The organism is Pedobacter panaciterrae (assembly GCF_013204795.1).
Taxonomy (GTDB): Bacteria; Bacteroidota; Bacteroidia; order Sphingobacteriales; family Sphingobacteriaceae; genus Pedobacter; species Pedobacter panaciterrae.
The window spans coordinates 1176143-1198200 of the sequence record NZ_JABMKW010000020.1 but is presented as its reverse complement, the minus strand read 5'-3'; the positions used below and the strand labels follow the sequence as shown (position 1 = coordinate 1198200).

The 22058-nt window shown below is 39.5% G+C and carries 21 protein-coding genes; 14 read left to right on the top strand and 7 right to left on the bottom strand.

Annotated features, from left to right (window positions below; all coding sequences use genetic code 11):
* The first annotated feature begins 1 nt into the window (after position 1).
* Both HQN86_RS24015 and HQN86_RS24010 read left to right on the top strand, forming a co-directional pair.
* Positions 2–1597, top strand: a complete 1596-nt coding sequence (locus HQN86_RS24015; protein WP_172663386.1) for a RagB/SusD family nutrient uptake outer membrane protein — start codon at positions 2–4, stop codon at positions 1595–1597.
* A 44-nt stretch (positions 1598–1641) separates the two neighbouring features.
* Positions 1642–2772, top strand: a complete 1131-nt coding sequence (locus tag HQN86_RS24010) for a TlpA disulfide reductase family protein (protein WP_172663385.1) — start codon at positions 1642–1644, stop codon at positions 2770–2772.
* A gap of 379 nt (positions 2773–3151) precedes the next feature.
* Here HQN86_RS24010 and HQN86_RS24005 read toward each other — a convergent pair whose 3' ends face one another.
* The 3 genes from HQN86_RS24005 to HQN86_RS23995 all read right to left on the bottom strand — a co-directional run bounded on the left by HQN86_RS24005 (position 3152) and on the right by HQN86_RS23995 (position 6306).
* Positions 3152–3982, bottom strand: coding sequence for a hypothetical protein (locus HQN86_RS24005; RefSeq protein ID WP_172663384.1), 831 nt, complete (start codon positions 3980–3982; stop codon positions 3152–3154).
* A gap of 214 nt (positions 3983–4196) precedes the next feature.
* Entirely contained in the window at positions 4197–4976 is a 780-nt protein-coding gene (locus HQN86_RS24000; protein ID WP_172663383.1) for a DUF2490 domain-containing protein, read from the bottom strand.
* A 427-nt stretch (positions 4977–5403) separates the two neighbouring features.
* Complete coding sequence (locus tag HQN86_RS23995) at positions 5404–6306, bottom strand: DUF6263 family protein (RefSeq protein ID WP_172663382.1); 903 nt, start codon at positions 6304–6306, stop codon at positions 5404–5406.
* A 316-nt stretch (positions 6307–6622) separates the two neighbouring features.
* Here HQN86_RS23995 and HQN86_RS23990 point away from each other — a divergent pair, with 316 nt between their 5' ends.
* Together HQN86_RS23990 and HQN86_RS23985 are read left to right on the top strand one after the other, a co-directional pair.
* The gene (locus HQN86_RS23990) at positions 6623–7078 is read left to right on the top strand and encodes a hypothetical protein (protein WP_172663381.1); all 456 of its coding nucleotides are present in this window, start codon (positions 6623–6625) and stop codon (positions 7076–7078) included.
* 53 nt (positions 7079–7131) lie between these two features.
* Positions 7132–7293 (top strand): hypothetical protein, encoded by a 162-nt coding sequence (locus HQN86_RS23985; protein ID WP_172663380.1) that lies wholly within the window; start codon positions 7132–7134, stop codon positions 7291–7293.
* A gap of 149 nt (positions 7294–7442) precedes the next feature.
* Here HQN86_RS23985 and HQN86_RS23980 read toward each other — a convergent pair whose 3' ends face one another.
* From HQN86_RS23980 to HQN86_RS23965, 4 genes are all read right to left on the bottom strand, one after another.
* On the bottom strand, positions 7443–8504 hold the full coding sequence (locus tag HQN86_RS23980) for a cytochrome-c peroxidase (RefSeq protein WP_172663379.1): 1062 nt from the start codon (positions 8502–8504) through the stop codon (positions 7443–7445).
* 61 nt (positions 8505–8565) lie between these two features.
* On the bottom strand, positions 8566–8928 hold the full coding sequence (locus HQN86_RS23975) for a DUF3817 domain-containing protein (RefSeq protein ID WP_216854498.1): 363 nt from the start codon (positions 8926–8928) through the stop codon (positions 8566–8568).
* 38 nt (positions 8929–8966) lie between these two features.
* The gene (locus HQN86_RS23970; RefSeq protein WP_172663378.1) at positions 8967–9428 is read right to left on the bottom strand and encodes a hypothetical protein; all 462 of its coding nucleotides are present in this window, start codon (positions 9426–9428) and stop codon (positions 8967–8969) included.
* 55 nt (positions 9429–9483) lie between these two features.
* Entirely contained in the window at positions 9484–9864 is a 381-nt protein-coding gene (locus HQN86_RS23965) for a rhodanese-like domain-containing protein (protein ID WP_172663377.1), read from the bottom strand.
* Between the two features lie 377 nt (positions 9865–10241).
* Between HQN86_RS23965 and HQN86_RS23960 the strand changes: the two genes are divergently transcribed.
* From HQN86_RS23960 to HQN86_RS23915, 10 genes are all read left to right on the top strand, one after another.
* Entirely contained in the window at positions 10242–10829 is a 588-nt protein-coding gene (locus HQN86_RS23960) for a TetR/AcrR family transcriptional regulator (RefSeq protein ID WP_172663376.1), read from the top strand.
* Positions 10830–11040: 211 nt separating this feature from the next.
* A complete protein-coding gene (locus HQN86_RS23955; protein WP_172663375.1) occupies positions 11041–11568 on the top strand; it encodes a DUF420 domain-containing protein in 528 nt (175 codons plus the stop codon).
* A gap of 2 nt (positions 11569–11570) precedes the next feature.
* Entirely contained in the window at positions 11571–12803 is a 1233-nt protein-coding gene (locus HQN86_RS23950; RefSeq protein WP_246269729.1) for an efflux RND transporter periplasmic adaptor subunit, read from the top strand.
* A 17-nt stretch (positions 12804–12820) separates the two neighbouring features.
* Complete coding sequence (locus tag HQN86_RS23945) at positions 12821–15997, top strand: efflux RND transporter permease subunit (RefSeq protein WP_172663374.1); 3177 nt, start codon at positions 12821–12823, stop codon at positions 15995–15997.
* A gap of 14 nt (positions 15998–16011) precedes the next feature.
* The gene (locus HQN86_RS23940; RefSeq protein ID WP_246269728.1) at positions 16012–17433 is read left to right on the top strand and encodes a TolC family protein; all 1422 of its coding nucleotides are present in this window, start codon (positions 16012–16014) and stop codon (positions 17431–17433) included.
* Positions 17434–17484: 51 nt separating this feature from the next.
* On the top strand, positions 17485–18030 hold the full coding sequence (locus HQN86_RS23935; protein ID WP_172663373.1) for a biliverdin-producing heme oxygenase: 546 nt from the start codon (positions 17485–17487) through the stop codon (positions 18028–18030).
* Positions 18031–18126: 96 nt separating this feature from the next.
* Positions 18127–18363, top strand: coding sequence for a nuclear transport factor 2 family protein (locus tag HQN86_RS23930; protein ID WP_172663372.1), 237 nt, complete (start codon positions 18127–18129; stop codon positions 18361–18363).
* 143 nt (positions 18364–18506) lie between these two features.
* Complete coding sequence (locus tag HQN86_RS26930; protein ID WP_246269727.1) at positions 18507–19010, top strand: hypothetical protein; 504 nt, start codon at positions 18507–18509, stop codon at positions 19008–19010.
* A gap of 1111 nt (positions 19011–20121) precedes the next feature.
* A complete protein-coding gene (locus HQN86_RS23920) occupies positions 20122–20775 on the top strand; it encodes a hypothetical protein (RefSeq protein ID WP_172663371.1) in 654 nt (217 codons plus the stop codon).
* A 26-nt stretch (positions 20776–20801) separates the two neighbouring features.
* Positions 20802–22058 (top strand): 6-bladed beta-propeller, encoded by a 1257-nt coding sequence (locus HQN86_RS23915; protein WP_172663370.1) that lies wholly within the window; start codon positions 20802–20804, stop codon positions 22056–22058.

Here is a 22058-nt window from a genome sequence, read left to right as displayed (position 1 = left end):
AATGAAAAGATATTCAATAATTATATGCCTTTCCTTAATCATCTTTGCTTTTGGGTGTAAAAAGGATTTTTTAAACAGCCAGCCACTTGACAGGTACAGCGACGAAGATGTATTTAAGGACTCTACCCTGACGGGTCTGTTTTTGAATAACCTCTATGCAGGTATTCCTACAGAATTTGCCGGTACAATGCGTGATGCTTTTACTGACCAGTTGTATTCGAGCAGTAACCTAAGTATCTATCAGAATACATTTATTGCTTCAAGTGTGCCGTTCGGCATTCAGAATGCCTATAACAGTGCCTATATTACCATCAGACGCTGCAATATTTTAATCGGTAATATAGATCGCTTGCCGGCAAGTGTTGCTTATAAAAGCAGAACAAGAGATGAAGCCAGGTTTTTGAGGGCTTTGAACTATGCATACCTGATCAATTATTTTGGTGCTGTGCCGCTGATTACAAAGGCGCAAGACCTCAACGAGAACCTGAATGTGCCGCGTACTTCTTATCAGGATGTTGTCAAATTCATTGTGAGTGAAACAGATGATATTAATAAAGGGCAGTTTCTTGCTTATAAGTATACCGGTGCAAATGTGGGGAGGGTCACTATAGGAGCAGCTCTGGCGCTAAAAAGCCGTGTATTGCTTTATGCCGCAAGTTACGATAACAACTGGCAGGCTGCGTATGATGCCAGTAAAGAAGTAGTTGATATTGCTGGAAAGGCGGGGTACGGATTGTTCGCCAATTATGAAACACTTTTTCATGAGGCCAATGACAATAATTTGGAAGTGATTTTTGATCATCAGTATAAAGCAGATTTCCAGGCTTATCATGTTCATCATTATAACTTGCCATGGGGGCTTGTTCCTCCGGGGCCAAGCGGATTAAATCAGCCTACTCAAAATATAGTGAATGAGTATGAGATGAAAAATGGTAAGTTAATCAGTGAAGCGGGATCGGGCTTTGATCCGGATAAGCCATACGATAACCGGGACCCAAGATTTTATGCCAGTATACTTTACGATGGATCTACCTGGCTGGGCAAGAAACTGGATCTGAAACTGGGATCCGAATACAATCCGACTTTTGCCACATTGGCGACAGGATATGCCCTTCGAAAAATGGAGGAGCCTACATTTGATCCTCTGAATACCTCCAAAAGCTATGGCGGAGGGCAGAATTACATCCTGTTTCGATATGCAGAGATTCTATTGAATTTTGCAGAGGCAGCGTTTAAGCTGGGTAAAACGGAGGAAGCAAGGCGCTATATCAATCAGGTGCGCCGAAGACCCAGCGTAAATATGCCGGAAATTCCTGCTGGCGGGTTGACGATGGAAAAAATTATGCATGAAAGGAATATTGAACTTGCATTTGAAGGCACGCGTCTTTGGGACATCCGCCGCTGGAAAATGGGACCTCAATATCTGGGTTCAGTATTAAAAGGGATTAGTATTATCCAAACCGGATCAGAACCTCGTCATTATACCGAAACAACGGTTGTACAACGGAATTTTACAGATCGGCTATATCTGTTTCCGATTTACCAGGCCGAAGTGGAGAAAAATCCTGCCTTACTACCCAATAATACCGGGTGGTAAACTAAAAATTCATTTTATTATAAACGATTTTAAAAAAAGTAATCATGAAATATATCACATTAAAAGTATTGTTTTCTACTATCTTATGTCTGACCATCAGTTTCTCCTTTGCTCAGAAGAAACCAGGGTATCTTATTAAGGGGACTTTGACAGACTATCCTTCCGGTAAAGTCTATTTGCAGCATTCCAATAACGATGTTTCCACGATAGATTCATCAACCGTTATAGATCATAAATTCGAGTTTAAAGGCAAGGTTGCTGAACCGATTTTCTGCAAAATTTACATTAAAGATGAAGGAAAAGGAGCGCAGTTTTTACTTGAGAATGCAGAAATTACCTTCAGTGGAAAGAAAGACTCATTGTACTTGGCGAAGATAAACGGAGGTCCCGAAAACACTACTTATATGAGCTTTTACAAAGTAGACTGGAAACCGGTTACAGCTAAGGCAGGGGAGATTTACAAGAGATTAGATAAAGCCAATCAGGGTGGAAAGGTTCAGCTGGATTCTGCCACCAGAACAGCTTTTGATAATGAATTTAAAGCGCTTAACGCGATGAACGACAGCATCATTAACGCTTATGTAAAACGCAACTCAGGTTCTGTTGGAGCTGCGATTGTTATTCTGGAGAGGTACATTAACTATCCTTATTTTGATAATGCAAGGGCACTGATGCCATTACTTAGCGAAAAAGTGAAACGATCTTCATTTGTAAAGCAAATCAATAACGCGCTGATTCTTAATGCTAAAACAGCAGTAGGTCAGCCTGCACCTTTGTTTTCAATGGCTGATAGTGATGGGAAAATGATAAATCTGACTGATTTCAAGGGGAAATATGTGTTAATCGATTTCTGGGCAAGTTGGTGCGGCCCATGTCGTAAAGAGAATCCTAATGTGGTAAGCGCTTATCGCAAGTACCATGATAAAGGGTTCGAAATTCTTGGCATTTCCCTGGATACTAAAAAGGATGCCTGGCTGAGTGCTATTAAAGCTGATGATTTAACCTGGAATCATGTTTCAGATTTAAAAGGCTGGGCAAATGCAGCAGCTGCAGTTTATGGAGTAAAATCTGTTCCAGCTAGTTTTCTGATTGGTCCTGATGGAAAAGTAGTGGCCAAGGATCTGAGAGGTGAGGAATTGCATAAAAAGCTGGAATCGATTTTATCCGGTAAGTAGTTCTTGGTTAGGTATATAGGTGTCATTTTCTTATGGCTAGACTTGTTTTTATGTGTTTTGTTGAATCATCGCTTAGTTCTGTAAACACCTCTAATAATAGGGAGAATCACTTCTAAATGTTCTAGAGGATTGCCGGTCTTCCGGCTGAAAAACTGATTGGTAAGAAATTTAAAAGCTTGCATCATTCGCGACTCACTTAAAAAGACACTGAAAGTGTCACCAGGAGCGCAGATACGAATTAAGTTCAAATCCGCCCGTCTCTGCTAAAAACATCATCAAAGCTTTATAAATCCTGCAAATCCTTGATTTGCAGGATTTTTCTTTTAGTCCGACTATTAAATTTTTCACCTCCCGGATTGTACAACATGAACGCAAATCATCACAATATAGAAACCTTCATAGAATTATCTTTATTAACCCGTACGGATATTCTGACGTTCCAAGGCCTTTTTCCACCGCCATCTACTCTTGGCAACCACGATGTAGCTTCCCGACTCATAAATTCCAAAACTTTGTTTGAATAAACAGAAGGTTTGCCCTCAACTAGTTTTAATTTTCCAATTGTGCCGTTTTTCTCAACTAAGCCCGTAATGATGATCATAGAATCTGTTATCGCAATGGGCTTCCAGTTCTTAAAATCCTGTTCGAGTTTTTTTGTCAATTTTAGAATATCACCCTTAAAAGTAGGACGATAATCAGCAGGACCAAGAAGAGGCTCGGTATTTCCTTCGAATGTGTAAAAATTAAAATGATGCACGAGAGAATCGCGCTGCATTGTTGTTGTCAAGTTGTAAATAACATTGACATCAGTTATTTTTCCGATTCCTTGAAAATTTGTCAGCTTAGCTGTTGTAGGATTTGGGAACGGAAATTTTCCATATTTTTTACGAAACAAATAGAGATCACCATCAAAGGTAAGCGTGTAACGCTCTCCAAAAGTAGGCTGTGGTTTACCCCGGAAAAATATTTCTATTGTTGCTATATCTCTTTTGTCATAGAAAATGACAATATTATCAATGTTCTTATACCGGTCAAAGAATTGTTTAGCTGACGGATTGTAAACATTCACATCAAAGCCCGCTCTTGATGTAGTTTGTGCCTGCAGGTGAAAGCCGAAGGCGTATATAAGAATAAATAAAAAAAACATCTTTTTCATAGCCATTATTTTAAGCTCATGGTTGAAGCAAAGAGCGTTTGCTGTCATTTTCATACAGGAAACGTCTGCTGCTAACTAATATTCGTTTCGCTTGTAATATACAGTGGATGAGACATAATCCTGACCTGAAGGTTCCACCACTAAAAATATAAGAAAAAAAATGTGATTTACACTTTTTCATGGCAGGTTTATTCGTGTTTTCTATTTACTTCTGGTTCTCATGAGGGCTCCGCCGTTTTACATCGTTTAACGGCGGCAATGGGTAAGGTTATTTTCTGGTGCCAGGCTTTTTCTTGAACTGGGAAAACAGGTTCTCAAATGCAAGGACTACCCATAGGGCGTGTGCATTGTCTATATCTTTGCCTGAGATCCTCTGCTGAATAATATTCAGGTAACTGGCACTTAGCTTTACGTTCTTGAACACTTCATACCCGGCACCTACGCTGATCCTGTTCTGATCAAATATATTGGGGTTGTTCTTAACCGCTTTTCCAAACTGGATAAAAACCTCTTCGGACACAAAGACCGACAATGGTTTGTCTTTTGAAAGGACGCTGAGCAATGGCTTCTCCAGTCTGATTTGATACCTGGCACGCCAGTTGGGCTGATAGTCCCCGTTATAAGCCAGGTCACGCATCCGGTATTCTAAGCTGTACCTGTTTGAATAATTGAAAAACCTAAGCTTTTGTTCATTCTCCAAACGCGCAGAAACCCGGTATTCCTTAACACCCTCTGGTTTGACATCTTCAGGACCATCATAAAATACATGAGAGTCGAAATAGGCAATTGGTGATAATGAAACCTTCGTATTGGGTGTGAGTTTATAGTTCAGCCAGGGCCATACGCTTATGAAATGCGGAGCTTCAAAAATATTGCCTGTACCTACCGACTGGGTTCTTTTCTGCAGGTAAATTTCCCACTTAAATTTGCTGTTGATCGTGTCTGCTAAAATGAGGCGTCCCCAGAACACCCCATGGCTATGTTGTTTTTGTGCGTAAATGCTGGTAGATATGGTGGTTATGCATATCAGCAGTAAGAGTCTTTTCAAAGTCTATCAATTTAGTCGACAAAAGAGCTGAATTATTCGCACTTCTCCAAAAGAGCATGATCAAATAATTGTTATTCAATTATTACTCCGAGCAATTGGTCTACAATGGGAAAAAGCGCAACTGCAAAGACTGGGAAGTCATTTTTTCTGTCCATAATTTAGACAGAACTCCCGATGAAATTCTCATGCATTGTAATGAATTTTTAAAAAAGTATAGGGGTAAGATTTGAGGTCGCATCAGCTCGGGCTTGTAAATTGTATATTTCACCAAAAGTGACGAAGACCCACGTTCCGCGAAAGAGGTGGCCGCATGCGGAATAATCCCCACCTTAAGAATATTTTGAGTAAATTCAATCGCCACTCAGCTTGGACTTGAAGTTTTTGGAGATCTCATATCTTTGTTGATAGTTAACGCAGGCGGACTCATTTATTTGATCAGGGTGTTTATTAACGTAGTTTCGCCTTTGATTTGCATCAAGATAGAATCTCCTATCATAGCGGGTGTTCCCGCTAGTATCGTTGCGCTACCGATCATATCTTGTTTTATTTTTGATTCTGTAATTAGACCGGTTTCCTTATCAATTTTATTCTTTGAATCCATAATGCCGGACATGTTAAGCCCAAATAAGGGGCTGGAACTTACATCGCTCCCCAACCTTAAGTTAGATTTCATACTGACAAGATATTCGTGACTGGTAATTTTATCCATCTTATAAATTGCGTCTATTGCCGGTGATAAGATATCTCCGCCCCCTGCTCTTTGGATCCTCCATGTATCGCCTCCTTTAACTATCTTTTGAGGGTAAATATTCGCATATTGAAGGTTACCACTTTTAATCGCACTGTCTCCGTAAGCTTTAATGAAGTTTTGTGATAACTTGGCTCTCATTTCTTCGGTAAGACCAGCGATACTGGCTGTCACTTTTGAAAACAGTGAATCAGCCCCGATGACTGCCACAATCCGACCAGTATTGGTTACCTTCACCTGATAGGACTGCCCTTTAAGCTTTTCTAATACTGCTGTTGTAGGGGTTTTCAATTGAGTTGTTGGACCACCGTCCACCTCAATATGGACTTTCATGGATTGATATGTGACTTGAAATGTATAAACGCTATCATCTACTGCCAGTACTTCATAACGATTTAGACCTTGTGAAGTTGTGGAAGTACTCATTTTCCTTCCTGAAACTGTTTGAGTGATGGTAGATTTTAAAACAATGCGCTGTTCATACTTCTGACCTTTATTGAGTTTAATCAGAATTCTTTCAGGAGGAGTTTTACAAGCGAAAAGAATGGTTGAGGTCAGGACCAGTAGTGTTAAATTTTTCATGAGGAGTTAATTGGATGATAAAATAAGAAAATTCCAACTATCACAGCCCCAAAAATTGATTTTCTTTTATTAGCGGAAGAGCTAAGTGTACATTTCGCTAAAAGTGGTTCTTCCCCAATTTTGGTGGTGGAATAAAACGTCAACTCGCATCAGGCATTAAAAGATGCTTTTCGAACTTAATAAAGATCTATCTCGGAGGAAGGAAATAGAAAAATCGATTTAACCACCAAAATTGGGGAAGAGCCGGATATATTTCTTCTGTTTATTTTATGTTTTTGCTAAAAATATTAGTAATTTTGTGGTTCGATTTTTACGTATGGAAACACCGATATTAGATGAAAAGTACTATTTCAAGCCCTCAGTACCTGTTAATGAATTGCCTGGGGATGGCAGTCTTGTAATTAATACCAGTGTAAATCCGGAAGAAAAGTATGTGATTAATGTTGCTGAATATCGTTCGCTGCGGAATGCGATAATAAAGCATCTTTTGACTTTTTATGACCGAGTGGATTACTGTGATGCAGGAGATATCAATACTTACTTATCTATCAGGGGCTATAAAGGGCATCAACTGTTCACCTATGTGTTTTATGTTGAGGAATGGCACTGCTACCGGCAAACGGGTGTGTTTCAGGAAATGATAACGCAATATTTAGCCTGGGGAATGGCTAATTATCATCATGACGATTCTGGCAGGTTATTCCAGAGGATTAAAACGACGCATCCTGTTACTCAATATTCGGTCTTGAGGGATGAAGGGGATAAAGTTTAAAGCTGCTTATGGTGATGAGGGTAGGGTGGCTATGATTAGTCAGGGCAGCTTGAATGGTATTCACATTAATGTTAATGGCTATTACCTGTATTATGGGTAAATGGGGAGTGCATTGGAGACAGCCAACTGAGAAAAGTGTGACCAGGGATCGTTACGGTCTCGACGATACTGAGGCAGTATTGGACAGATTGCGTGATGCAGGATGGATGGAATGAAAGGTGATTTAAGGCTGTTTGCTTTCATCAATAATCTCCAGCAGTCTGTCTAATCTCCATCTTACCGGTTCTTTAATCCGTTCGTGCGTTCCTGTGCGAAGAATTGTTATTTGTTTATCCGGAAATATATATTAAGCAACTTTAATTAATCATGGTATTTGAAATCTTACATCTGTTAGAAACTCCTTATCGGTTAGCGTTTTTAAAAAAGCGATAATTTTATGTTGATCACTACTGGATAATGCAAGACCTAAAGTGCCGTTATGTCGTAACTGTTCATCTAAGTGAGTATTGCGCTTTACGCCATTTGCATAATGTGTTAGAACATCTTCCAGTGTAGCAAACCTACCATCGTGCATGTAAGGTGCAGTAACTTCTATATTTCTTAAGGAGGGTACACGGAATTTCCCAACATCGGTTGCCAGGTGTGTCGAACTGTCTCTTCCACGGTCAATTGATACCAGGTCCAACCCAGTGTTACGATAACTCAGATCTGTAAATAAGGGCTCTTTATGACAGGCACTGCATTTTTGCCTAAACAGAATATAACCATTTTTCTCATCAGTTGTGAAAACACCTCCTTGTTCGTATCTCCTATACTTATCATAACGTGAATTAGCCGAAACGAGCATAGACATGAATTGAGTAAGTGCATTCAGCAGTCTTGCCGAATCGATATCTACAGAACCATACGCATTCCGGAAAAGATCAGTGTAATGACCATTCGCCCTCAGTTTTTCTACGGCGCCTGCCATGCTGTTTGCGATTTCGCAAGGATTTATAATTGCGTTATGCGATGACAATTGGAACAGTTTGACGCGGCCATCCCACATAAACTCCTTTTGCCAGGCCAGATTGAAAAGTGCAGGCGTATTTCTTGTTCCAGAGCATTGCTTAAAGCCTTGGCTTACAGGTTTATTTTGATCTGAAAAAGCGGAAAATGACTGATGACAGCTCGCGCAAGAAATGGAATTGTCTATCGACAACGCACGGTCATAAAAAAGAATCCTGCCAAGTTTAAATCCTGCCGGAGTTACAAAGTGCTGATCATACTGGCTCTCAGGTTGCGGGAAATTTGGGGGAACAGTAAATTTAAGCTGAACTTCTTTTGCATCGTAATTAACTTTGATTGGACGGATATTATACGCTACCAGAAAAAGAACGAGATTAATAAAGGCTATAATACCGAAAATCTTTGTTTTTGCTTTCATTCAGCGGAGAATCCATTATAAGAGTATGTAAATAGCATTTCATTGTGGCTTGTAATTATTTTCATACTGTTGTTTCTGATTCAGGTGATTGCTGACGTTTCAGTTCGGTCTCGGCAGCAGACTTGAGAATGTACCGGTCGATATAAAATGTACCGAATGGAATAATGCATGCAATCAGGACTTTCCAAGTGGTATGTTTGAACTTCCAGTGCTGTTCGACGCCCACACTAATGGTGGTAAAAATGAACCAAAGAAAAAGGACGCCGTGTACGGGTCCCATAGTTTTAACCATGAGCGGTTCATCCGCCCAGTATTTGAGCGGCATCGCCACACCAACCAGTAGTAGTAAAGAAATACCTTCAAGATAACTGATTAGTCGTAAGCGGCCCACCTGTGTTTTGAAAATTTGATCGATGAAGTGCATAGTGAAAATTTTAAGATTTGAAAAAATATAATTATCGTTCAGAATGTGCGCAGATAAGGTCTCCCCGCCAACGGTGAGAATGGCCATGGAATGGCAATGAATATAATCACCAGCGCAGCCGTGAACCAGCGCAGCATAGTTTGATATTTTGCGCTGTCTTCTTTCAAACGTTTGGTTTTTGCAGATCCAATGGTAATGATGAGGATAGCTAATATCATCGTGGAAATATGAAAGTACTTGAAGAAGATCTGTTCATTCACTACCTTATCAGGACTACCAAATGTTTGGTAAAGCACGGCAGGACTTTGCACATAAATCGCCATTCCGATTAATAACTGTATGTGCGCGATAGTCGCTGTCCAATGCCGGATAGCATTGGCTTTTGGGGTGAAAGCTTGCTTCCGGGATAATCCGCGATATGCAGTGATTATGGCGTATATCAAACTGCCTAATACAAACCATCGACTAACTGAATGAAAAACAAGGAGGGTATAATACATATAATGGTTAGGTTATTATTTGAAATTATTAACTAAATGAAAGGCAATTAATGCATCAGCTATTTTGATGTTTGGCGATTTTGGGCATCCATACGGCCGGCCAAATCCTGCAATGCTCCGCCATCGTATACATTTTTAAACCCCTTGATTTCAACACCTGTACCGTCAGAATGCTTCTTACCCCATGAGAACAACAGGTAATAACCGGCCTGCGCTGATCGAATCCAGCTAATGAAATAGTTTCGATGCTATCCAATGGTATATTTGTAGAGCCATTGAGATGCCCTGTTTCAAATTCCGAAACACTTCGGACATCCGGGATTACTGGATTTTGGGAAAACAGATTATCCATCCTGTTATCAGTTTTTGATGAACTGAAAATTTTATAGATGCCAAATACGGTTAAAAGCATGATGAGGAATACAAAATATTTCATATTACATTATTTTTAAAGTCACTAAATAAGACATACTGGATGGTATGTTCTAAGCCAAATTTATTCTTTTCCATAGTTCTCTATTACCGTCAAAAAAACCTTATTCGCGTTGAGTTAAAAAAAAAAGATACCATTTAGTATGTTTTACAAACATATTAAAACATATCCCACTTATAATATATCACTAAGTCATTTCACCGTCAAAACATTTATCCCTAGACAGAGGTGAGTCATATGCCTATTTGTTTTTGATTCTTTTGTTTTAACACAATTGGAGGCAATTTTGTCGCTCCCTACTTTTACTTATTGATGACAGAAAAAAACAGAGAATCTCAATAAAAGGTATCTATCTTTGCGACATACTAATCAGTATGTTTATGTCAAAAGCAGAAGTGACAAGATCAGATATTCTCAGAAGAGGGCTTGAGTTAATTTACAAGCAGGGTTATCAGTCGACAAGTATCGACGATATCCTAGCTACAACAAAGGTTACCAAGGGCGCTTTTTATTACCATTTCCGAAACAAAGAGGAAATGGGCGTAGCGCTGATCAGTGAAGCGATGCAAGATGAGATTTGGCCACATATAGAAAAGTCTCTTTCAGCTGGCTCTGATTTCAGGGACAATATTTACGAAATGATCAATGGATTGCTTTTTGAACATCCCTTTATGACGGTCGAGCATGGTTGTCCCGCGGTGAACCTTATTCAGGAGATGGCGCCTTTGTCTGAAGCATTTCGGACGGCTTTGATAAAGTCGTTAAACAAATGGAAACGAGCTATCGAAGCGGAGATCATAAGAGGTCAACAGGCAGGTCAGCTGGGCATGGCACATGATGCCAAGCAGATTGCATTGAATGTAATAACCCTTTACCATGGCGTGAGAAATATGGGTAAATTATTGGGTAAAACCTACTATACTTCATTTCTGAATGAGTTTCGAAGATACCTAGATACTTTGGAATAATTTTTTTGAGTAAAAACATACCAAATAGTATGTTGTAAATGATACCAATTATGATCAAACAATTTGCATACCCAAAAACATACCAAATGGTATGTTTTGCCTGCCCAAATCAATTTTTTTTACAGCTTTTCTTCGATGCATTCATGTTCTGGATGATTTGCCATTCTCTGATGCTAACACGACCAACCATCACAACCCTATTCTTAAACTAATGCAACAAAGAAATTATAAATCTCTTATATGGGTGCTAACCCTTGCTATCAATGGTCTAATCGCGCTGGCCTTTTTCTTACCCAAGATTTCTTCATTGAAGGGATACGATTTTTCAAAGCTTCCACTGCTCAACGCTATATTAAATGGCCTGACCTTTTTTTCTTTGATGATTGCGCTATTTGCGATACGTCATAAAAAGATACCCCTGCACCGAACATTTGTATTCCTTGCGTTTTCATTTACATCCTTGTTTCTGTTTTCGTATCTGCTTTATCATTTTTCCACGCCTTCTACTAAATATGGCGGCGACGGGATACTGAGGGGAATTTATTTTTTTGTTTTGCTTACCCACGTTTTTCTGGCTGCGCTGATCGTATCTCTTGCGCTATTTACAATGGCATTCGGATTAAACAATCAGATTAACCGGCATCGTAAAATTGCCAAATGGACGATGCCAATCTGGTTGTATGTCAGTTTTACGGGTGTTCTTGTCTACTTACTTATTTCGCCTTATTACCACCATTAAACATGATAGCAATACCCATGATCCCGCAAAAAATATCGGTGAAATTTGGCTCACCACTCATTTTATCACACATTTCTAATTTATCAAATCAATTCTTTATGAAAAAAAATCTGTTACATGGAATGATAATTCCAGCTATCATATTTTCTTCCTGTACACTGGGGAACCAACAGGCACAGAACACGACTGTACCTGAAGTTCCTGTGACAATAGTAAACCAGACCGATGCGGTGGTTTATACAGAATACCCGGCAAAACTTGAAGGGCAGACCGATGTGGAGATTCGCTCGCAAGTCAATGGAATCTTGGAAAAAATATTTGTAGAAGAAGGTGCTTATGTCGAAAAAGGAACACCGCTTTTCCAGATTGACACCCGCCCATACCAGGAAGAATATAACAATGCCCAGGGCGAATTATTGGCTGCCAAGGCAGACGTGGCAACGGCAAAAATTGAAGTAAAAAAACTTACGGCGCTCGTGCAAAATAAAGTGGTTTCTCCATATCAACTACAAAGTTCACAGGCGGCTTACGATGCGGCGGCCGCTCGTGAAATCCAAGCGCTGGCAAAAGCTGGAAATGCGAAAATCACTCTGGGTTTTGCAACAATCAAAGCTCCGGTAAGCGGTTATATTGGTCGCTTTGGTAAGAAAACCGGCAGCCTGGTTGCCCCATCAGATACGCAACCATTATCTTATCTATCTGATAACACGGAAGTACATGCTTATTTCTCTGTTGGTGAAGCTGACTTTGTTGCCTTTAAAGATGGTTTGAAGGGTACCTCTATCGGAGAAAAGTTAAAAAATACTTCAGCAGTAACCATGGTGCTTTCCGGTGGTATTACTTATCCACAACCCGGCAAATTAGATATGGTGGATGCCGCATTCGATAAATCTACTGGAGCAATCACTCTGCGGGCAACCTTTCCCAACAAACAAGGTTTGCTTCGATCTGGGAATTCAGGCCGGATTAAACTAGGGCTTAAACAAGCTGGCGTAGTTGCAATACCTCAGGCAACAACATTCGAAATGCAGGACAAAATTTTTGCATATATAGTTGATCAAAGCAATAAGGTCCGACAAGTAGCTTTAACCATTTCCGGTTCAATTGGAAATACCTATTATATCTCCGATGGTCTAAAGACAGGTGACCGTCTAATATTAAAAGGACTGGAATCCCTCAAAGATGGCATGTCTGTTAAACCTGAAAAATCTAACGAAAACCTGGCTAGCAATTAAGCCCTAATTATTAAATCATGTTAAAAGTTTTTATCGATAAGCCGGTTATCGCCACGGTGGTTTCCATTATGCTGGTAATTCTCGGTGCGGTAGGCCTTATGGATCTACCCATACAACAATTCCCTGATATAGCCCCACCTGTCGTACAGGTATCAGCCAATTATCCCGGCGCAAATGCGGAAACAATGGTACGCGCTGTAGCGCCACCATTGGAGGAAGCAATTAATGGGGTCGAAAACATGACCTATATGAGTTCCACTTCGAGTAACGATGGAACCTTAACCATTTCAGTTTATTTTAAGTTAGGTACTGATCCTGACCAGGCGGCTGTAAATGTACAAAACCGCGTGTCATCAGCAACCGGACTTTTACCACTGGAAGTGGTTCAGGCTGGTATCACTACTCAAAAAGTACAGAATTCACTAATTATGGCAATTAACCTAATGAGTGAAAAGCCTAAGTTGTATGATGCAACTTATCTTACTAACTATGCGCAAATCAACGTTATTCCTGAGCTTAAACGTATACAAGGAGTTGGGCAGGTAACACTGTACGGCGGCAACAGGGATTACTCCATGCGAATTTGGCTTAAGCCAGCACAAATGGCCACTTACAATATCACCCCAACCGAGGTGATGGCAGCTGTCAAAAGCAAAAACCAGGAAGCCGCTCCTGGAAGATTCGGAGAGTCAAGCGACCGCTCTTTTGAATACGTCCTTAAATATTCAGGAAAGTATACCAAACCAGAGGAATATGGGAATATGATCATAAGATCAAATCCTGATGGGAGTATGTTAAAACTCAAGGACGTCGCTAAGGTTGAATTGGGTAGCTATACTTACAATTCGCTAAACACAGTAAACGACAAACAAAGTATTCTGTTCCAGGTTATACAATTGCCTGGCTCCAATTCAAGGGAAATACAGACCAAGGTTGCTGAATTTCTAAAAAAAACGGAGAAGGATTTCCCACCGGGAATTAAACAGCAAATACTTTACAATACAAAGGATATGCTGGATCAATCCATCGATCAGGTCAAGCATACTCTGATTGAGGCTTTCATCCTCGTTTTTATCGTAGTATATATATTCCTGCAGGACTTCCGGTCAACACTAATTCCCGCAATAGCTGTCCCTGTGGCCCTTATTGGTACCTTCTTCTTTATGTCTGTCTTTGGATTCTCCATCAATCTTCTGACCTTATTTGCCCTTGTATTAGCCATCGGCATTGTCGTGGATGATGCCATCGTGGTTGTCGAAGCAGTGCACTCCAAGTTAGAGCATCGGAACATTACTCCAAAGAAAGCCACCATGGCCGCCATGCATGAAATCACAGGTGCGATCATTTCAATTACCTTGGTAATGGCGGCTGTATTTCTCCCGGTTGGCTTTATGAAAGGCTCAGCAGGTGTATTTTACCGGCAGTTCGCGTTTACTCTTGGAATTGCTATTGTCATATCTGCATTGAATGCACTAACCCTGAGCCCAGCATTATGTGCCTTATTATTGAAAGATGTGAATCATGATCACCACGAAAAACCAACAAGCTTCAAACAGAGATTCTTCTTTGCTTTCAATAAAGGATTTGAAAATGTAACTGGTAAATATGTGGGAGCGGTAAAAAAAATGATCAAGTTTAGGTGGGTTAGTCTTGGAGGACTCGTACTTATAGTTCTAATTACTGGATGGCTTATTCGCAGAACACCTACAGGTTTTATTCCGTCGGAAGATTTAGGATTTATCGCTATATCGGTGAATCTTCCGCCAGGTTCTTCTATGAACAGAACACAGGCAATTCTTGATGAAGCGGCTAATAAAGTGAGAGATATGAAAGCAAAATTTGCCTTCAACGAAGTCGCAGGTTTTAATGTACTAACAAATTCAACAAGTCCATCCTCTGGCGTTGCCTTTTTCAGAATGAAAAAAGATGGCGAACGTGGTGAAATTAACGATGTCGGTGCAAATATTGCTGAATTGCAAAAGCGCCTTGCCACTATTAAAGGTGCACAAATTTTCGTGTTTTCTTTTCCGACGGTGCCGGGGTTCAGCAATGTTGATGCACTTGATTTAGTTCTGGAGGATAAGGCAGGCGGTAAGTTGGATAAATTTGGTGGAGTTGCGAACCGCTTTATTACCGAATTAATGAAACGCAAAGAAATCGCTGTTGCGTTCACCACATTTCGTGCAGACTATCCCCAATATGAGATGGTCCTTGACCATGAAAAGATCGAGCAACTCGGGGTTGATGAAAAAGATGTGTTAAGCACGATGCAGTCCTATTTCGGTAGTGCCCAGGTTTCAGACTTTAATCGATTCGGTAAATATTACCGGGTCATGGTACAGGCAGATAAGGAAGAACGTGCAGATCCAGCCTCCATGAATGAAATTTATGTAAAGAATAAAACAGGTGACATGGTACCTGTTAATACAATCGTAAGGTTGAAGAGGGTATACGGACCCGAAGCGATTACCCGTTATAACCTTTTCAATTCAATAGGCGTGAATGCCGTGCCAAAACCTGGTTATAGTACTGGAAATGCAATTCAAGCAGTTCGAGAAGTAGCCGCAAACGTGCTGTCCTCAGGTTATTCCTATGAGTTTTCCGGAATGACGAGAGAAGAAATCTCTTCTGGCGGCCAATCGGTGATCATTTTTATCCTCTCATTACTATTCGTGTACTTCTTATTGTGTGCCCAATATAACAGTTATATTCTTCCTTTGGCAGTAGTATTTTCCGTGCCTACTGGTATTATCGGAGTTTTCATCGCAATTGGTATAACGGGCATTGATAATAATATCTACGTCCAGGTAGCTCTTATTATGTTAATCGGACTGTTGTCAAAAAATGCTATTCTAATCGTGGAATTTGCAGCGCAGCGCAGACATGCTGGTTACACACTGGTGGAATCTGCACTGGGGGCTGCTAAACTTCGCATTCGTCCGATTATTATGACATCAATTGCATTTGTGGCAGGTATTACCCCTATGATGAGGGCTACCGGTCCATCCGCCATGGGCAACCACTCCATCAGTATCGGTGCGGCCGGAGGTATGGTAAGTGGGGTCGTCCTGGGACTATTTATTATACCGGTTCTGTTTGTAGTATTCCAAGCCTTGCATGAAAAAGTCACTAGTAAGAAGGTTCATTCGGAACCCAAGCCTGAACAGGTATTCGAAGCTGAAGCAATCAACTAAAAAGCATTTAAGTCATGAAAAATTCAATGAAAAATAATCGGATCATCCTAGTTATCGGGTTGCTTTTTACGGTTGCTAGTTGTAAAATCTCTAAAGATGTACAGGTCCCCAAACCGGAATTGCCGATTGCCTTCAATGAGGAGGCGGCAAAAGACACTGGGGGTATAGGTACTCTGCCATGGAAAAACTTTTTCCCAGACAAAGTATTACAGGTACTGATCGACAGCACCCTGAAAAAAAACTTTGACATGAGTATCGCGCTTAAAAACATAGAAGAAGCGCACCAAGTTGTAAGACAATCAAAGTGGAACAATGTGCCTGTTCTTGACTTCAATGCCACGGCCAACACCATTAATCCGTCGAAATACAGCCTCAACGGTATGACCGCCAGCCAGTTTTTAGGCTCCAATCATATCGAGGATTATTCTGCCGGCGCAACTCTCTCTTGGGAAGCTGATATCTGGGGAAGGATACGCAATACTAATAAATCGGCTCTTGCTGCCTATCTGCAAAGTGATGAAGCAAGAAAAATCTTGCAGACTGATCTTGTTACCAGCGTGTCCAAAGGTTATTTCAACCTGCTCATGCTGGACGAACAGCTGCGGGTCGCAAAGCGTAACATGGCGTTAAATGACAGTACATTGCGCATAGTAAGCGTGCAATATAATGCCGGGCAGGTTACCTCCCTGGCTGTTCAGCAGGCGCAAGCGCAGCAACTTACGGCGGCAGAGCTTATTCCGCAACTTGAACAAGAGATTGCATTGCAGGAAAATGCGCTGCATATCCTTGCTGGCCAACTGCCAGGGAGCATCCACCGTCACGCCATCCTCGATGAAATCAAGTTTTCTGACGAGCTTTCAGTGGGTGTTCAGTCAGCCATGGTCCGCCGGAGGCCAGACGTCAGGAGCCGTGAGTTAGACTTAGTCATCGCGAATGCGAAAGTAGGAATCAATAAGGCTCAAATGTATCCTGCACTTCGGATTACTGCCAGTGGCGGTGTTAATGCACTGAAAGCAAGTGATTGGTTCAATATTCCCGGCTCACTCTTCGGCATTGTAGGGGCAAGTGTCCTACAGCCATTGCTTCAGCATAAGGAATTAAGTACACAGTATAAATTAGCCGATATGGAGCGGGAGAAAACAGTTATCCTTTTCCGGCAAACCGTAGTAAAAGCAATTGGTGAGGTATCCGATGCGATGGTAAGGATCGAAAAATTAAAACACCAGCACCTTATTGCGGCTAAACGTGTTGCAACGCTTAAGCAAGCGACTGCAAATGCCAATTCGCTTTTTCAAAATGGTATGGCAAACTACCTGGAGGTAATTACAGCACAGGGAAACGCACTCCAAAGTGAGCTTGATTTGGCTTCTGTCAAGAGGCAGGAATTATCTGCTATAGCTGATCTGTATCGCAGCTTGGGCGGCGGTACAGATTGATCGGGATGGAGTTGGTCGACATTTATTATTCAACTATAAAATTAAAGTATTATGATACACGAAGAATTAAGAAAACATACTACGGTAGCTCATCAGCAATTGGAAAAACTGGTAATATCTCAACTAAAGACTATCCGCAATAAAGAAGACTACGCGAGTCTTCTGAAAATCTTTTATGCTTATTTCAACTGCCTGGAGCAGGCCATAAGGCCTTATATCTCGGATGAAGTGCTACCGGACTATGCTGAGCGCAGACACGCGATCAGCCTTGCGAACGACATCAAAGGCCTGGGAGAAATACTAACGGGGCTACCGGAAGTGACCGTTCCCCCCATTGACAATACAGTTAAAGCGCTCGGCGCGCTGTATGTAATGGAAGGTTCTATAATGGGTGGTACAATTATCATCCAGATGCTGGCTCGGTGTGGGGTGACAGATGGTATTTCGTTCTTTAGGGGATATGGTTCAGAAACCGGCGCTAAATGGGCATCCTTTGTTTCAGTGCTCGACCGATATATTAATGAAGATTCCGAGCAAGAAGCCATAGAGGCGGCAAACCAAACTTTCTCACATTTTACAAATGTTTTCCTGCAATAGGAAAACAGGGACTGACAATTAGGTTAGTCCTAACTTTCATCACCCTTAAATTGATAACATAATGGAAAGGTCTTACTGATCGTTAAAAAAACTAAAATGGTAATTATATACCGTACAAATATTAATAGTAGAAGTCAGTTTCTGGCTGTAACCCGCCTGCTTAGTAATCTGTTTCAGGATCTGTGTATCAATATTGATCTTGAGGACAGCGAAAAGGTATTGCGGCTAGAAAGTAAGGAAATCGTAAGTGACAAGGTTATATATTTGTCATTATTAAAGGTTGAGGGAGAATGGAAGATAATTTCCAAAGTGTTTAACCTTTACTGGCCTTAACTAATAAGATGACCGGATTCCGAAATTTCTGATTTGGTTGACAGCCCCACCATAATGGTGATTATCGTCTTGATGAATATTTATTTCAACCGGATGGCAATACACTAACATAGATATAAAAATACGCCTAATTAAGCTAAAATATGATGATTAACAATTTTTATGAGAAAAGCAGCATTGACTGTCAAAGACACTTATCTAATCACCATCGGTTGATTAATACTGATATTAATAAAGATTTGAAAGCTACTATTAGTATGCGGAAAATCGAGGTTCGCCGCTCATTTCTAGATATGAGGATAACTATTCCTTCTAGTATAACCTTCAGAACGATAAAGTTTAAAATGCTACGTAAGTCAAATGCAGCTCTTGTTTTTGTACTTCTTTTGTTTCTGACATTTGTGAATTCCTCACCATCCTTTGCACAATGTGCTATGTGTTCCATTAATGCGGAACAAGGTGCAAAAAATGGCAACACAATCACGCAGGGTATAAACACGGGAGTTTTAATTTTGCTGGGAACAGTTTATTTCCTGATGATTGGGCTGGGAATACTGTGGTATAAAAAGTTTCGGCAGAGATCAATGAAAGAAGTGAACAATCTTTTTCCAGCTAATCAGGTTACGACGAAGGACTGGATTTATTAAGGGGCGAAGTTAACCCTGAAACGGACATAAAACCTATGGGACATCCAAAAAAATGGTACTGTATTAAATTTAGTATTCTCAATTGAAGATTGTTGTAAATTTCTTGATAACAAGCAAAAGTAGGACAAGACACAGTTTAAATGCGGAACAAGCGGCCATTTTCGACGAAATAGTATCCTATAGTAAAAATTGCAGAGATTAATAATGCAAAATAGAACATATGTTCGATACGCACATATTGAGTAGTAAAGGATAAACATAAGGGAGTTAATTAGATCAAAATAAATATCTTTTTTTTTGATTTTGTAAAAATTAAAAAATATATTGCATTACCTTTTTAAGGTAAAAGTATCGGCTTATTTTATATCGAAATTACTAAAACGATTTAGTTGTAACGATTGGATTGAGCTTCCCTTTTAAAAGATAATAAATCGTTTTTACACTTAGCTTATTTTGAAATTTACTATGATCTAATTTTCGTAAACAATAACATCATCTTTATTAATTCTCTCAATGAAAAAGACTATATCTAGCGTCGCAAAGATGCTTCCTGGTGGAAATTCACATTCATACGATAATGTAAACAGTAGTCTACTAAAAAATCAAGTTGTAATACACTTATTGATTGTTTTATGCTGCTTACTTTCCTGTTTTCCGGTCTTTTACAATAAGTTCCAAAATAAATGGGACCATCAATGGGTAGTTATCAATGACTATACATCTCGTGGATTTAATGTCGATAATATCTGGTCTATTTTAACAGAATATTACCATGGTCAATATGCGCCTGCAAATCAACTTTATTATACCTTCTTACACAGTTTGGATGGTTACAATCCTTTAGTGTTTCACTCGGCGAGCCTGCTCCTTCACCTTATTAATAGTTGTTTAGTGTACCTGCTATTAACAAGGCTATTGACATTGATTTTCAAGGATGATAAAGAGAAAAATGAATTCATAGGCTACTACACAGGTAATAAGCTTAAAAAATACTTAGACCAGAATAGTCCGCTCATTAAACCAGCAGATATCGTTGATGATAGCTTCTGTTTAATTAAAGTTAGGTTCAAGCGTAACTAATAGACCCACCCTCTGTACATTATCAGTCATTATGAAAAATATAAAGGTTGAAAAGATAGTATTATATCTTGCCATCGTTCCACAGACAATAATTTCACTCATTTTTTATTTTAATTATTCTAGAAAAGTCAAAATAAAAAATGAAAGGATAAATTTATTAACAGATAGCATAAGCTATATTAATGGTGTAAACGGGTATTACTCAGGATTGCTCAAAATTAAAATGAAGCTGTCTAATATTACTTTAGATGATAATTCAATTAAAGTATATGACATAACAGCTGACACCAATAAGTCTAACCCAGTAAAAATCAGCTCCATTCTGGGAAAAAACAATCATAGTCTTATCCTGAGATATATTCAGATTGGCTGTGATGAATGCTCCAGTTTAACTGTGAAAAAATTAAAGACACTAAGAAAGTTGCATCCTGATTTGGCAATATATGCTTTTGTTGATTTTACTAATTATGATTCGTATCTGCAATGGCGAAAAGTAGGAGAAATAGATTTTCCTGTATTTTATGTAAAAAAGCAGAATTTTCCTTTTGATAAGGATTGCAATGAATATTCTTATGTGTTTCTGGTTAACAAAGATGGCGTTGCCTCAGATTTTTTTGTTCCGAACAGCGGACATCCTGATATGCTGGATTATTTTTTTGATAATATATACAAAAAAGGCATATAGCAGTTGCCACGTAATAATTCTATTTTATGAAAAAGGTAATATTATTTTTTTTTCTTCTACTTCAAAATCTAGCTTTTGGTCAGGTAGCGACATTGGACACGGTTGTTTTAAGAATTGACCCCGAAATTGCAGTAGGCGGTACTTCTGGCAAGATCTATAATGAGGTAACCTATATACCCTTACAGAATAGTAAAGAATGCGTAATCGGCGAAATATCAAAACTTGAAGTGGTTGATAAGTTTTATATCGTGTTTGATAGGGGATTGGATCAAATCGTAATTTTCAACCAAGATGGCTCCTACCATGCAAAGTGTGTAAATATCCCAGGTCTTCATAAAAATTCAGGTATGGCAAATAACTTCAACTTCAATATATTCGGAGATCTTGCCATCAACAGGTTAAAGCAGGAAATTTTTGTAAAAACAAATCTCGATCGTGAAAATTTATATGTATTCAACTATGAAGGCTCTTTCAAGCGAAAAGTTCCTTTAGAAGCAAGTAGTCCTATAAAACGCTTTTCGGGTTTCGCTTTCTTAGATAGTACCCGCTGTGTGTATAATCTTAACTCTTCTTCCTTACAGCAGCGTACTAGCGAAGCTATAAATTATATGATATATTATTCAAATAACTTCCTGGTTGACCTGAAAAAAGAGTTAGCCTACGACCCTAAAACAATAGCAAAAGGGGGAGATGTTCAGGTAACTTTTGACGGCCCATTTTATCAATCGGGAAGTAGCAATAAGTGTTTTTTTACTCGTTCGTACGACTATAATTTATATTTGATTGATGAAAAGGGCATAAGTCAGGTTTTTAAGATGTTGTTACCGATAGATTATAGCGTGCCTAACGATTTTTTAACAAACGAGGAAAAATATAAGGCAAAAAGGGCAGAATATTTAGACGTTAATCGCCAGAAAGTGTATTCTATAAGTGATGTTTACAACTTTGAGGATTATCTTTTTTTTAAACTGAATAATAACAGTTACGGTGAGAAAAACATATTCCTTTATAATTTAAAGACAGGATCTCTGTTAAATTTACCTAAGGTATCCCCTGATGAATCTACGTTCTTTTTACCTACAATTACCAGCAATAGTTCAATAAAGGCAAATGATGGGAACTATATCTATTCTACTTTTTCTTCCTTGGAGCTATTTAACGGACATCAAGCCATTAAGGATAAGCATCCCACTTATTCTGCACAATTGAAGCGTTATTTCTCTACGCAGACAGCTAAAAGCAACCCTGTAATTGTTAGATTAAAACTGCAGTCGAACTTATAG